8 protein-coding genes are annotated in these 13,797 nt (G+C 48.5%); 6 read left to right on the top strand and 2 right to left on the bottom strand.

What is annotated here, in order from left to right; all coding sequences use genetic code 11:
* Positions 1 to 188: 188 nt before the first annotated feature.
* Entirely contained in the window at positions 189 to 2,330 is a 2,142-nt protein-coding gene (gene feoB, locus DXN05_RS04780; RefSeq protein ID WP_116846399.1) for a ferrous iron transport protein B, read from the top strand.
* 5 nt (positions 2,331 to 2,335) lie between these two features.
* On the opposite strand, the gene DXN05_RS04775 is transcribed toward feoB, so the two are convergent.
* Positions 2,336 to 3,202: a serine hydrolase gene (locus DXN05_RS04775; RefSeq protein WP_116846040.1), complete on the bottom strand. Its 867-nt coding sequence runs from the start codon at positions 3,200 to 3,202 to the stop codon at positions 2,336 to 2,338.
* Positions 3,203 to 3,244: 42 nt separating this feature from the next.
* Entirely contained in the window at positions 3,245 to 4,420 is a 1,176-nt protein-coding gene (locus DXN05_RS04770) for a GAF domain-containing sensor histidine kinase (protein WP_116846039.1), read from the bottom strand.
* A gap of 250 nt (positions 4,421 to 4,670) precedes the next feature.
* Here DXN05_RS04770 and DXN05_RS04765 point away from each other — a divergent pair, with 250 nt between their 5' ends.
* From DXN05_RS04765 to kdsB, 5 genes are all read left to right on the top strand, one after another.
* Positions 4,671 to 7,061 (top strand): TonB-dependent receptor plug domain-containing protein, encoded by a 2,391-nt coding sequence (locus tag DXN05_RS04765; protein WP_116846038.1) that lies wholly within the window; start codon positions 4,671 to 4,673, stop codon positions 7,059 to 7,061.
* A gap of 213 nt (positions 7,062 to 7,274) precedes the next feature.
* Positions 7,275 to 8,363, top strand: coding sequence for an efflux RND transporter periplasmic adaptor subunit (locus DXN05_RS04760; protein ID WP_116846037.1), 1,089 nt, complete (start codon positions 7,275 to 7,277; stop codon positions 8,361 to 8,363).
* 35 nt (positions 8,364 to 8,398) lie between these two features.
* The gene (locus tag DXN05_RS04755; RefSeq protein WP_116846036.1) at positions 8,399 to 11,473 is read left to right on the top strand and encodes an efflux RND transporter permease subunit; all 3,075 of its coding nucleotides are present in this window, start codon (positions 8,399 to 8,401) and stop codon (positions 11,471 to 11,473) included.
* A 53-nt stretch (positions 11,474 to 11,526) separates the two neighbouring features.
* On the top strand, positions 11,527 to 12,822 hold the full coding sequence (locus DXN05_RS04750; RefSeq protein ID WP_116846398.1) for a TolC family protein: 1,296 nt from the start codon (positions 11,527 to 11,529) through the stop codon (positions 12,820 to 12,822).
* A gap of 237 nt (positions 12,823 to 13,059) precedes the next feature.
* The gene (kdsB, locus tag DXN05_RS04745) at positions 13,060 to 13,791 is read left to right on the top strand and encodes a 3-deoxy-manno-octulosonate cytidylyltransferase (RefSeq protein ID WP_116846035.1); all 732 of its coding nucleotides are present in this window, start codon (positions 13,060 to 13,062) and stop codon (positions 13,789 to 13,791) included.
* Positions 13,792 to 13,797 lie beyond the last annotated feature (6 nt).

Below are 13,797 nucleotides of genomic sequence, written 5' to 3'. Positions count from 1 at the left end.
ATACTTGGGTTTGACGCTGTAAAGGTACATAGCCGGGTTTATGGGTTAAATATGCGTGGATAACATATTAGCCATGGCAAAAGATATACCCTTTTATACGCCAGGGCGCTACTGTTGCGTTAATTCTTCCTGTTCTCGTAAGGATATACCGTAGCAGCCGTTTACATTTGCAGATTGAAACAGAAATATTGTCTGCAAGGAATATTCATATAGCACTGGTAGGTAACCCCAACAGCGGAAAAACGTCGTTATTTAACGCCCTTACTGGCCTGAACCAGAAAGTGGGTAATTTTCCCGGTGTTACCGTTGATAAGAAAACTGGCGTAACCGCATTGGAAAGCGGCGTATCTGCCACTATCATTGATTTACCCGGCACTTATAGTCTGTACCCGCGCAGGGCCGATGAATGGGTGGCTTACCGGGTAATGATGGGGGTAGACGAAGAGGTGGAGCATGATATGGTACTGCTGGTGGCCGATGCCAGCAACCTGAAGCGCAACCTGCTTTTCTGCAGCCAGATTATTGACCTGAAAGTTCCGGTGGTAGTGGCCCTCACCATGATGGATCTTGCCCGTAAAAAGGGTATTGAAATAGATGTTCCCGGGCTGGAACGCGAGCTGGGCGTGCCGGTAATACTGGTAAACCCGCGCAAAAACAAAGGGCTTTCGCAGCTTAAGAAAACGCTGGCGCAAACAGCCGGGAAAGACCATACCGGTGTGCAGTACCAGGCGCCCTCCCGGGATTTTATTCCCAACCGTGAAATGGCGCCGGAGGCTATTGAAGGTGTTCAGCAGCTGTTTCCCAAACTGAGCGATTACGCTTCGGTGCATTACCTCATTAACCACGAAAATTTCCCGCTTCCGCAATCGCGGCAGGAAGAAATTGAAGCGCTGGAAGTGGCCAATAAATTTAATCCCACCAAAACGCAGGCAACTGAAATAATGCAGCGTTACACGCGCATTAAGCACATTATGCAGAAAAATGTGGTGGAGCCCGATCCGCTGCAGAAAAAACTGTTTACCGAAAAGCTCGACAATATTTTACTGCATCGCATCTGGGGGTATCTCATTTTACTTGGCACGCTGTTTTTACTGTTCCAGAGCATATTCTGGCTGGCGCAATACCCCATGGATGGTATTGAATGGCTGTTTACCCAACTGGGCAGCTGGCTGAATAATGTATTGCCGGAAGCCTGGTGGAGTGATTTGCTGGTAAACGGGTTGGTGGCAGGTATCAGCGGCATAGCTGTGTTTATACCGCAGATCATGATATTGTTTGGCCTTATCACCATCCTGGAAGATACCGGCTACATGGCGCGTATCAGTTTTTTAAGCGACAAGCTGATGCGCAAGGTTGGACTGAATGGCAAAAGTGTAATGCCGATGATCAGCGGGTTTGCCTGTGCGGTGCCGGCTATCATGAGTACACGCAATATTGAAAATAAAAAAGAACGCCTGCTCACTATTATGATTACACCGCTGATGAGTTGCAGCGCCAGGCTGCCGGTGTATACCATATTAATTTCGCTGGTGGTGCCCAATAAATACTACCTCGGTTTTTTAAGCGTGCAGGGGCTGGTAATGATGAGTATGTACCTGCTGGGTATTGTGGTGGCACTGGTGGTGAGTTATGTACTGAAATTTATCATCAGGCTTACGGAAAAAAGCTTTTTTATACTTGAACTGCCCATATACCGGGCACCACGCTGGAAAAACGTGGGTATTACCATGGTAGAAAAGGCGCGCATTTTTATGATGGATGCAGGCCGTGTAATTATCGTGATAAGCCTGATATTGTGGTTTCTGAGCTCTTACGGTCCATCGAAAGCCATGCACCAGGTAGATGCGAAATATGCAGTGATGCAGGCGCAATATAAAAACGATTCTGCCCGGCTGGAAGAAGTAAAACATGCCTACAACGCCGAAAAACTGCAGCATTCTTTTGCCGGCATTATTGGCCGGGGCATTGAGCCGGCCATTAAGCCGCTGGGTTTTGACTGGAAAATAGGCATTGCACTGGTTACCTCTTTTGCAGCACGTGAAGTGTTTGTGGGTACCATGGCCACCCTGTACAGTGTTGGTGAAAGTGATGACGACAGCTCGCTGCGCCAGAAGATGGCTGCTGCGCGCAGGGAAGATGGCTCTAAAGTATATACCGTGGCAACCGGCTTTTCATTGATGGTATTTTACGTGCTGGCCATGCAGTGTATGAGTACGCTGGCAGTGGTAAAACGTGAAACGCGCACCTGGAAATGGCCGATCGTGCAACTGGTGTACATGACCGGCCTGGCTTACCTGTTTAGTTTTGTTGTGTATCATTTATGGAAATAACCCGGTTATTTGCCGTAATAATCCCATACTAGCTTCGATATTTTGCGTGTAAGCACCCAGGCTTCATTGCCTGGTACCCAGCTGGTGTCTTTGTTGTTGTGTGTGCAAATGCAGAAAATGTAACGCCTGCCACGCCCATTCACAAACAATACCTCGCTGCGGCTGGCATCTACCGCACCGTTTTTACTGGCTACAAACACATCCGAAGGGATAACGGAAATGGCTTCTTCATCCCAGTAATTGCGGCCAAGCAAACGCAGCATGCGTTCACTAAGGCTGTCGCTGACCAACTGGTGCTGTACTATTTTTTCCATTAAACCAGCCATTTCGCGCGGCGATGTTTGTGCCCAGCCATATTGTTGCCTGTTGGCTTCGCGGCCGGGTGTGCGGCTGTTCACACGGGTAGCGGTAAAACCGATACTGTCGAGTATGGCATTGATGCGGGTGCCGCCGCCCGCCAAACTCTGCAGCCATAAACTGGCAGTGTTGTCGCTGGTGGTAAGCATCAGCATAATTACCTTACTGAGTTCAATTTTTTCATCTGATTTGAAGGAGCCGAGAATATCACTTCCTGCGTACAGGAGAGAATCTTTGTACACCAATTGCTGGTGGTAGTCTAATTCTCCGCGGTGAATTTTATCCATAATGCCGGTGAGTATGGTCATTTTAACCATGCTGGCAGTGGGCGAAAGGCTGTCTGCCCGGATGGCGGCCACCCTGTTGTGGTTCAGGTCGTGTACATAAATACCTGATTCCCCGTTAAAGCCCTGCAGCGCTTCGCCGAGCAGTTTTTCGAGTTTTTTATCCGTTTTCTGGGCAATGGCTACCTGGCAGCCGGCGGCCAGTAATAAAGGCAAAAGCAGTTTTCTCATGCAGAATAATTGTGCCTGAAATTACATGCTTCCGCGTAAAACTCAGAGGCAAATACTTACACAGGTACCCCTACCCAGCTGGCTGGTGATATGCATGGCGCCTTTAACCTTATTCATAAACTCTTTGATGAGTATTAAACCCAGTCCGCTGCCTTTTTCATTTTGTGTGCCCGGGGTGCTGAAATTTTTATGGGTATCGAACATGGTAGAGATTCTATCCTGGTCGATGCCTACACCCGTATCACAAACCTTTATGCAGGTGCTGCCTTCCGGGGAAGTTTCTGTGCTTACGGTGATGGTACCATTTTCAGTAAACTTGATGGCATTGTTAACCAGGTTGCGCAGTATAAACTGGAGGGCCTGTGCATCGTACCAGACAAATACCTGCTCATTGGTTGCGTTTACCAGTTGGTTGTGCTTAAGCGAAGTGGTGAGCTCGTAACCGGCAAATACCTTCTTCACCAGTTCGTGTATGTTTATTTCCTGCTTCAGGTGTTCACGTTTCATTTGAAGACGGCCCCATTCCACCACATTGTTCACCATGTCAATGGTGCTTTCCATTTGCCTGGCCGACATGGCCATCAATTCATCGGCTTCCTGCTGTGATACCATATCCTGCTGGCGCAGTTCGAGAATAGATTTGAGCGAAGCGAGCGGGTTGCGAACATCGTGCGACACAATGGAGATAATGCGTTCCTGTGTGCGTATCAGGTTTTGCAGCTCGTTGTTACGGATACGCAGCTCGAACAGGCGCATTACCTGGCTGCCCAGCACTTTCAATGTATACTGCTGCTCTTCGCTGAGGTGGCGGGGAACTGTATCGCCCACGCACAAGGTACCCAGTTTATACCCTTTTTCGGTAACCAGCGGCATGCCTGCATAAAAACGGATGCCGATAGTGCCTGTAACTGCGGGGTTGTCGGCAAAACGTTCGTCCTGCAGGGCATCGGGTATTTCAAACAGGTGATCTTCGAGAATGGCATGGCCGCAAAACGATTCGCTGCGCGGTCCCTCGGGGTATTCGATCCCTACTTTTGCTTTAAACCATTGCCTGCCCGAATCAATTAAACTGATGGCAGAAACAGGCACCTGGCAAATTTGCGAGGCCAGTTGCACAATATCGTTGAAATCCTTTTCATAAGGTGTATCGAGCAGCTCGTGGCGGTACAGCTCAGCCAAACGCTCTTTTTCATTAACCGGCATAGGTGCAACTTTCATGGTAATACATTAGATGTACAAAAATACGCCAAGCGGCCTTGCAAGCGCGTTGCTAAATGAAATGCACAGGGTTGCTGTTTTGTTCAAAAACAGCCGTATGCGGGCCGGAGAATGTTAAAAATGGTGCTGCATTAAACCTGCGGCGTTGCAGCTAGTATAAATCTATTATTTTTAGAAAACCTTAACCAGCAACTTATTGGTGAATGATGCCATGGGTAACGGTGAACACTAAATTATTATACTACTACTTATGAAGCGTTTGTATGCTTTTTTATTGGCGGGACTTATTCCAGGATTGGGTGCTTATGCGCAAAAGGTAGATTCGGTATTGGCGAAGCTGGGTGAGGAGTTTACCCAGGAACGCGCTTACCTGCATTTCGACAAGTCGGTGTATGCCCCCGGCGAAACCATCTGGTTCAAAGCGTATTTAGAGGCAGGTATCCTGCCGTCAGACATCAGTAAAAACTTTTATGTAGACTGGATAGATGCATCAGGCAATGTGCTGTACCACACGGCAACGCCTATTATCGATGCATCGGCCAAAGGCCAGTTTGATATACCGGCAAGCTTTAAAGGACAGCTGATTCATGTGCGCGCATACACTACCTGGATGCAGAATTTTGATTCGGCCTTCCTGTTTAATAAAGACCTGCGGGTACTGCAGCTGTCTGCCAAAAAACCGGAAGCCGTAACCGTTAAGGCAGAAATTAAGTTTTTGCCGGAAGGTGGCGACCTGCTGAACGGCGTAAACGGCAAGGTGGCGTTTAAAGCTACCGACCAATGGGGCAAGCCGGTTGCGGTAAAAGGGTCTGTGCGCAATAGCAAAGGGGAGAAGCTCGATTCATTGATAACGAAACACGATGGCATGGGCTTTTTCAATATTGATGCAAAAGCCGGTGAAACCTATACCGCTTACTGGACAGACGAACAGAAGCAGGCACACACCACGCAGCTGCCGGCTGTGAAACAAACAGGCGCAACCCTTAAACTCAGCGGATTCGGCAACCGTAAAAACTTTCTGGTAGAACGTACTGCCGAGGCGCCGGATGAATTGAAAACCCTGTATGTAGTAGCCAGCATGCAACAGCAGCTGGTGTACCGTGCAAGAGTTGACTTGTCAGAAAGCGTAGCCATTGGCGGTGGCATTCCTACCGATAATTTTCCCTCTGGTGTAATGCTGGTAACACTGTTCACCGCCAACTGGGTACCGGTTGCAGAACGTGCTTGTTTTATCAACAACCAGAACTATTCCTTTGCACCCACACTGGATGTAGTGGGCGATACACGCAGGCGCGCGAAAAACTTTATTGATATTGACGTGCCCGACACCGTAGGTGCCAACCTCTCGCTCGCCGTTATTGATGGCGGGGTAGGCACCGATACCAGCGACAATATTGTTTCGCACCTGTTGCTGACCAGCGAACTGAAAGGGCCGGTATACAACCCCGCAGCCTATTTTAAAAACGGCAGCGACAGCCTGAAGCAGCAGCTTGACCTGGTAATGCTTACCAATGGGTGGCGTAAAATTGACTGGGAAAGCCTGATGGCAGATAAATGGCCACAGCTTAAGTACAGGCGCGACAGCTCGTATATGTCGTTCCTGGGTAAAGTATACGGCACTACGCCCAGCCAGATACGTGAAGCCGGCTTTATCAATATTATATTCAAAGCGAAAGATTCCACACAATCCATGGTGTTTCTGCCATTGGCGAGTAATGGTACATTCAGTCAGCCGGATATGATATTCTTCGATACCGTAAAAGTGTATTACCAGTTTAACAAAAAGCGCGACCTGGCAGAAAGGGCTGCTGTAACCTTCAGCACCGGGTTATTGCCTGCACCCGGCACAGTGGCCAATATACCCTTGTTTGCCAACTGGCTGCTGCACGATACAACCGGCCTGGGCCGCAGTCGCTTTTTTGCAGCAGAACAGGCAAGATTGGCCAAACTGCTGAAAGAGACCACGCTGGAAGGCGTTACGGTAAAAGCAAAAGCCAAGCGCCCCATAGACCTGCTGGACGACCGCTACACCAGCGGCCTGTTTAAAGGCGGCGATGCTTACCAGTTTGATGTGGGCAACGATGTGGTGGCACAAAGCTCGTACAGCGTATTTCAATACCTGCAGGGAAGGGTGGCTGGTTTGCAGATAAGCAATGCAACAGGCGGTGGTTCGCAGGCAAGCGCCACCTGGCGCGGCAGCACCCCCACGTTTTACCTCGATGAAATGCCTACCGATGCGCAGCAACTGCAGAACATTTCTATGAGCGATGTGGCCTATATCAAAGTATTCCGCCCACCCTTTTTCGGCAGCTTTGGCGGCGGATCGGGCGGTGCCATTGTGGTGTATACCAAAAAAGGCGGTGATGTGAAAGCCGAGCCGGGCAAAGGGCTCGATTCCAGGCTGTTGCCGGGTTATACGCCTTACAAACAGTTTTACTCGCCCAATTATTCAACCACCGTCTCTGATGAACCGGATTTGCGTTCAACGCTGTACTGGAATCCGTACATTTTGACCGACCCCAAAAATCACCATTTCACCGTAGAGTTTTACAACAACGATATCAGTAAAAAACTCACCGTAGTGCTGGAAGGTGTAAACAAAGACGGCAAGTTTGTACACCTGGTACAAACAGTTGAATAATAACTAAAATATCATCTGATTAAAAGGGCTGTGCGACGCTGGTTGTACAGCCCTTTTTTGTGAAGCAGCGCTGCAACGTACGCTGTGGCGCGAATTGTTAAGCATTTGCAAATGCGGCACGCTCACCCGTTTTTTCAACCGGTTCACCGTATGCATTTTTAGCGGGGCAAAATCTGGCTATCTTTATCACATTAATAGACAAATTACCTACGGATGTCACGTTTTCATTCAATTACAACGGCTGCTTCGCTCGCAATATTATTGGCAGCCTGTGGCGGAAAAAAGCAACCAGCCCAGCAAACAAAAAACAGCAATCAAAACACCATTGTGGATGTATTGATTGCCCGGTATTCATCAGTTACCAACACGGTAGAAGCCAACGGAACGGTATTAGCCAACGAATATGTTGAGCTGCATCCCGAAATCAGCGGCCGTATTACTTACCTCAATGTGCCCGAAGGAAAGTACATCACCGCAGGAACCGTTATTGCGCGTATCAACGATGCAGACCTGCAGGCACAGCTGAGCAAAACAAAAGTGCAGCTTGACCTGGCGGTTAAAACAGAAGAACGTTTGCGCAAACTGCTCGACATTAATGGTGTAAACCAGGCCGATTACGATGCAGCACTGAACACGGTAAACGGTTACAAGGCCGATATACAATATACCCAGGCATTGATTGATAAAACCGTGATACGCGCACCTTTCAGCGGTACAGTGGGTTTGAGGCAGGTGAGCCCCGGTGCGTATATTACCCCGGCCAGCATACTGGCCACCATTCAGCAGCTGAACCAGCTGAAAATTGATTTTACCATACCTGAAGATTACGGCAGCCTGGTACACATAGGCGGAACAGTGGAAGTAGAAAACGATGCGCTGAAAGCAACCCGCCGCAAAGCCCTGGTTACCGCCATTGAGCCAACCGCCAACGCACTTACCCGTAACCTGAAAATAAGGGCCGTGCTGGAAAACAAGAGTGAAACCAACCCCGGCGCTTTTGCGAAAGTATATGTAGGTGCCGGTACCGATGCCAGGGCCATTATGATACCAACCAACGCCATTATACCCGACGATAAAAACAAACAGGTGGTACTGGTAAAAGGTGGCAGGGCCAAATTTGTAAACGTAACCACCGGTTTGCGCCAGGCAACCAACGTGGCGGTTGTAAAAGGCATAGCAGCAGGCGATACCATTGTTGTAAACGGTGTATTGTTTGCCTTACCCAACGGGCCTGTAAAAGTGCGCAAGGTGCAAACACTTGAGCAGCTGAAAGACAGCACGCTTCCGCAAACGGCAGAATAATTTGATCTAATTGTTGAAAAGCGCATACCAAAAAAATGAATATATCCGAATTATCACTGAAAAGGCCCGTGTTTGCCACAGTGATGAACATATTTATCATATTGCTGGGCGTGGTGGGTTATACCTTCCTGGCTGTAAGGGATTACCCGGCCATTGACCCGCCTACCATTAACGTATCTACCAGCTATACCGGCGCCAATGCCGATATTATCGAAAGCCAGATTACCGAACCGCTTGAAAAGCAGATCAACGGTATTCCCGGTATCAGAACCATCACCTCATCCAGCTCGCTTGGCAACAGTAATATTACCGTTGAGTTTAACCTGGGTACCGACCTGGAAGCCGCAGCGAGTGACGTGCGCGACAAAGTAGGCCAGGCGCAGCGCAGTTTGCCGCAGGATATTGATGCGCCGCCTGTGGTAAGCAAGGCCGACGCCAACAGCGATTTCATTCTGCTGCTGGCCGTACAGAGCCGCTCAAAAAGCATTATGGAGCTGAGTGACTACGCCGAAAACGTATTGCAGCAACAGCTGCAAACCATCGACGGGGTAAGCTCGGTAAACATTTTTGGTCAGAAACGCTACTCTATGCGTTTGTGGCTGAATACCGATAAAATGAGTGCCTACAACGTAGCATTCAACGATATACAAACCGCACTGAACAGCGAAAACGTTGATTTGCCCCCAGGTAAAATATATGGTAACAATACCGAGTTAACCATTCGCACCGTGGGCCGCTTAACCAGCGAGCAGCAGTTCCGCGATCTGATTATTCATGAAGACAGCAGTGGTATTGTACGCCTGAACGATATTGCCACCGTAGAACTGGGTCCGGAATCGCCTGAGCAGGGCTGGAAATACAATGGTGTAAACGCTGTTGGTTTGGCCGTAATTCCGCAGCCGGGTGCCAATAACATCCAGATTGCAGATGAGTTTAACAAGCGCCTCGAAGAAATTAAAAAAGGAAACAAGGCCGATATTGAACTGAACGTACTGATCGATAACACCCTCAACATCCGCCACTCACTGGAAGAAGTAAAAGAAACCCTGCTGATAGCCTTTGCGCTGGTGGTACTGGTAATTTTCTTCTTCTTCCGCAACTGGCTGATTGCGGTGCGCCCGCTGATAGATATCCCGATTTCACTGATCGCCACCTTCTTCATCATGTACATCTGCGGCTTTACCATCAACGTGCTTACGCTGCTGGGTATAGTACTGGCAACAGGCCTGGTGGTGGATGACGGTATCGTGGTAACGGAAAACATCTTCCGTAAACTGGAAGAAGGGCTACCCATCCGAAAGGCGGCGCTGGAAGGCAGTAAGGAAATCTTTTTTGCGGTTATCTCTACTTCTATCACCCTGGCCATTGTGTTTTTACCTGTAATCTTCCTCGAAGGTTTCGTAGGCCGCCTGTTCCGCGAATTTGGTGTGGTACTGGCTGCTGCGGTACTGATCTCGGCCTTTGTATCATTAACCATTACACCGGTACTGAACGTATACCTTACACGGAAAGATTCATCGCACGGTAAGTTTTACACCATGACCGAACCCTTTTTCCAGGGAATGGAAAATGGTTACAAACGCCTGCTCACCGGTTTTATGCGGCTTCGCTGGGTTGCCTGGGTGATTATCGTTGTATGTGGTGTGCTGATCTGGTTTACCATGAGCAGCCTGCGCAGTGAAATTGCCCCGCTGGAAGACAGGAGCAGTATCCGCTTTACAGTAACAGCAGCAGAAGGAACCAGCTACAGCTACATGCAGGATATGACGGATAAAATCAGCCAGTTCCTGTATGATTCTGTTCCTGAACGCGATTTCGTTTTTGCCCGTGCAGGCGGTGGCGGTGGTTTTGGCGCTTCGAACAGTGCACAGCCGCGACTGGGTTTAATTGACCCGCGCGAACGTGACAGGAGCCAGAATGATATTGCCAATGAACTGCAACGCAAACTGAAACGCTTTAACGACGGGCGTATTTTCGCGGTGCAGGAACAAACCATTTCTGTGGGTTCCAGTTCGCGATCCAGTTTGCCGGTTCAATTTGTAATCCAGAACCAGGATTTGAATAAGCTGAAGCAGATGATCCCGAAATTCCTGGATGAGGCGCGTAAGGATAAAACATTCTCTAACGTTGACGTAAACCTGAAATTCAATAAACCCGAGGTGCAGTTAACGGTAGACCGCATGAAAGTAAAAGATCTTGGCCTGTCTACCGCAGATGTGATTGGTGCAGCACAGGCTGCATTCAGCGGCGGCAGGATGGCTTACTTTATTATGAACGGGTTTCAATACCAGGTAATTGGCCAGGTAGACCGTGAAGACCGTAACAAACCGGAAGACATTTCAAAACTGTACGTGCGCAGCAGCAACGGCAACAACATTCCGCTCGACGCCGTTGTACACCTGGAAGAAAGCAGCAACCCCAGCACCCTGTATCACTTTAACCGTTACAAAGCCGCTACCATATCAGCATCGCTGGCAGAAGGCGAAACCATTGGCGACGGTATTAAAGCCATGCAGGCTATCGGCAACCGCCTGCTGGATGCGAGTTATCAAACCGCGTTGTCTGGCGCTTCGCGCGACTATGCAGAAAGCTCCTCGAACATTATGTTTGCGTTTGTGCTGGCACTTGTGTTTATTTACCTGGTACTGGCTGCGCAGTTCGAAAGCTTCCTCGATCCGTTTACCATTATGCTTACCGTGCCGCTGGCCCTTTCCGGCGCATTGCTGAGCTTGTATGCCTTTAACCAAACGCTCAATATCTTCTCCGAAATCGGTATGATTATGTTGATTGGCCTGGTAACAAAAAATGGTATCCTGATCGTTGAGTTCGCCAACCAGAAACGTGAAATGGGTCTGCCTAAACGCGAAGCGGTAATTGAAGCGGCGCAGCAAAGGCTTCGTCCTATCTTAATGACCAGCCTTGCCACATCACTGGGTGCCTTGCCTATTGCGATGAGCCTTGGTGCGGCTTCTACCAGCCGTATTCCATTGGGTATTGTGGTAGTAGGTGGTATCATATTTTCACTGATATTGACGCTTTTTGTAATCCCTGCGGTATACACGTACATTTCAGGCAAACACAAAGCACACAAAACAGAAATTACAGAATAGAACCATTGCTGCGCGGCTTGCCGCGCAGCAACATTTTAATAAGACAACAGTACATGAAAAGAATCGTCTTTTTTTGTTTGGCGATAGGTCCGCTGGCTGCGGCGGCGCAAAATCTTACCCTGCACGATGCCATCAACATCGCACTCAAAAACAGCCTTGATATACAGGTGGTACAAAACAACCTGAAGGCAAACACCATTAACAACGATTATGGTGTGGCAGGCGGTTTGCCGCAGGTAGGCGTAAACCTCGCGAACACAGAACAGAATACCGCCGTAAAACAGAAACTGAATACAGGCGAAATTATTGAACGTACCGGCACTTACAGCAATAACCTCAGCGGCGGCTTATCGGCCGGTATGGTGTTGTACAATGGCATGCACATTGTTGCCACCAAACACAGGCTGGAGCAGCTGCAATTGTTGTCTGAGCAGTCGGTCGATTCCATGATCATTAACGTGGAAGCCAATGTAATGCTGAAGTACTACGATGTAATACGCCAGCAGAGCTATGCCCGAACATTACAGCGTTCAATTGATGTTTCACAGCAAAAGCTGTCGATCATCAAAGCGCAGAAAGAAGTAGGTATGGCCAACAACGCAGATTTGTTTCAGGCACAGGTTGATTTAAATACCCAGCAGCAGGCATTGCAATCGCAGCAGCTGGTGATTGACCAGGGCAAAACAGACCTGTTAACCCTGCTTACCCTGCGTCCTGATTCGCTGATCACCATCAATGACACCATACTGGTAGATAAACAGGTGAGCCTTGATTCGGTACTGAATAATATGTACGCCCGCAACCCGAGGCTGCTGAATGCCGATGTGCAGATACGCATTAATGAACTGCGTGAAAAGGAAATTGCTTCACAAATGTACCCGTTGCTGAGTGCTAATGCCGGTTACAACTATTCCAGAACCAAAAACGGTGCGGGCAATGTGTTGTTCAACCAGAACTATGGTCCTTATATCGGCGCAACGCTGAGCATCCCGATTTTCAACGGCAATATTTACCGTAAGCAAACCAAGGTGGCAGAGATCAATACCGCCAATGCCAAACTGCAGAAAAGCATGGCTATCCGGGATTATACATCCACCACGGTAAAATCGTGGCAGGCATACAACAACAACCTGCAACAGCTTGAAACTGCCAAAGGCACCTACGCATTGTCGGGACAGTTGCTGGAGCTGGTGCTGCAGCGTTTTCAGCTGCGCCAGGCAACCATTGTTGATGTAATCACCGCCCAGCAAAGCTTTGAAAATGCGGGATATTCACTAATCAATCTTACGTATGCCGCCAAGGCATCTGAAATACAGCTGAAACTGCTGGCCAACCTGCTTACGTACTAGGGGCTTGGGTTTAACGTTTGAAGTTTCATGTTTAAGGTTCAATCCGGGAGGGATTCAACAGGATCCCACAAGTATCCTCCGGAGAAGGCTCGTACACTTTCCAACTTTAAACTTCAAACGTTAAACCTTACACCAATCCCGGTCCCATTATTTTCCCGCGCATATAAGCAGCTATCCGCATCTTTGCAGTAATTTAAAGCAGGCAATGAACTGCTGCCTGAAAAAACTTTTTTCTGCATGAAAAAGATTGCACTGATTCCCGCACGTTATGCTGCCACACGTTTCCCTGCCAAGCTAATGCAACAGCTGGGAAATAAACCGGTGATACGGCATACTTACGACAACACCGTTGCTACCGGTCTTTTTGACGAAGTGATTGTTGCTACAGACAGCGATATTATTTTCAACGAAATAACAGCACATGGCGGAAAGGCCGTAATGAGCAAAAAGCAGCACGAAAGCGGGAGCGACCGCATTGCCGAAGCCGTGGCCAATATTCCTGCAGATATTGTGGTGAATGTGCAGGGAGATGAACCTTTTGTTAAAAAAGAACCTTTACATAAACTGCTGCGTTTGTTTGAAGGGGAAGAGGGAAAAAAAGTACAGGTAGCCAGCCTGATGCAGGTGTTAAAGGAGCAACGGTTTATCGACGATCCCAACTATGTGAAAGTTGCTGTAGATAAAAAATGTAATGCCCTGTTCTTTAGCCGTTCGGTAATTCCTTACCCGCGTGCAAATGATCATCCCATTACCTATTATGAACACATTGGTGTATACGCTTTTCGCAAGCAGGCCCTGCTGAATTTTACCAGCTGGCCCATGACACCACTGGAAGCAGCTGAAAAAATTGAATGCCTGCGTTACCTGGAAAACGGCGTATCTATCAAAATGGCCATTGTAGATTATATGGGCGTTGAAATTGATACACCTGAAGACCTGGAACGTGCGGCTAAACTGGTTAACGGTTAATTCATC

Origin of the sequence: Deminuibacter soli (assembly GCF_003412455.1) — a bacterium.
In the GTDB taxonomy this organism is placed as follows: Bacteria; Bacteroidota; Bacteroidia; order Chitinophagales; family Chitinophagaceae; genus Deminuibacter; species Deminuibacter soli.
This window is presented reverse-complemented; position numbering and strand designations above follow the sequence as displayed.

What these genes read in the sequence shown, in the direction of transcription:
- DXN05_RS04750 (WP_116846398.1), top strand. Translation starts at nt 11,527, where the DNA reads ATGAAAAGAATCGTCTTTTTTTGTTTGGCGATAGGTCCGCTGGCTGCG.
- DXN05_RS04765 (WP_116846038.1), top strand. Translation starts at nt 4,671, where the DNA reads ATGAAGCGTTTGTATGCTTTTTTATTGGCGGGACTTATTCCAGGATTG.
- DXN05_RS04770 (WP_116846039.1), bottom strand. Translation starts at nt 4,420, where the DNA reads ATGAAAGTTGCACCTATGCCGGTTAATGAAAAAGAGCGTTTGGCTGAG.
- DXN05_RS04775 (WP_116846040.1), bottom strand. Translation starts at nt 3,202, where the DNA reads ATGAGAAAACTGCTTTTGCCTTTATTACTGGCCGCCGGCTGCCAGGTA.
- DXN05_RS04760 (WP_116846037.1), top strand. Translation starts at nt 7,275, where the DNA reads ATGTCACGTTTTCATTCAATTACAACGGCTGCTTCGCTCGCAATATTA.
- DXN05_RS04755 (WP_116846036.1), top strand. Translation starts at nt 8,399, where the DNA reads ATGAATATATCCGAATTATCACTGAAAAGGCCCGTGTTTGCCACAGTG.
- kdsB (WP_116846035.1), top strand. Translation starts at nt 13,060, where the DNA reads ATGAAAAAGATTGCACTGATTCCCGCACGTTATGCTGCCACACGTTTC.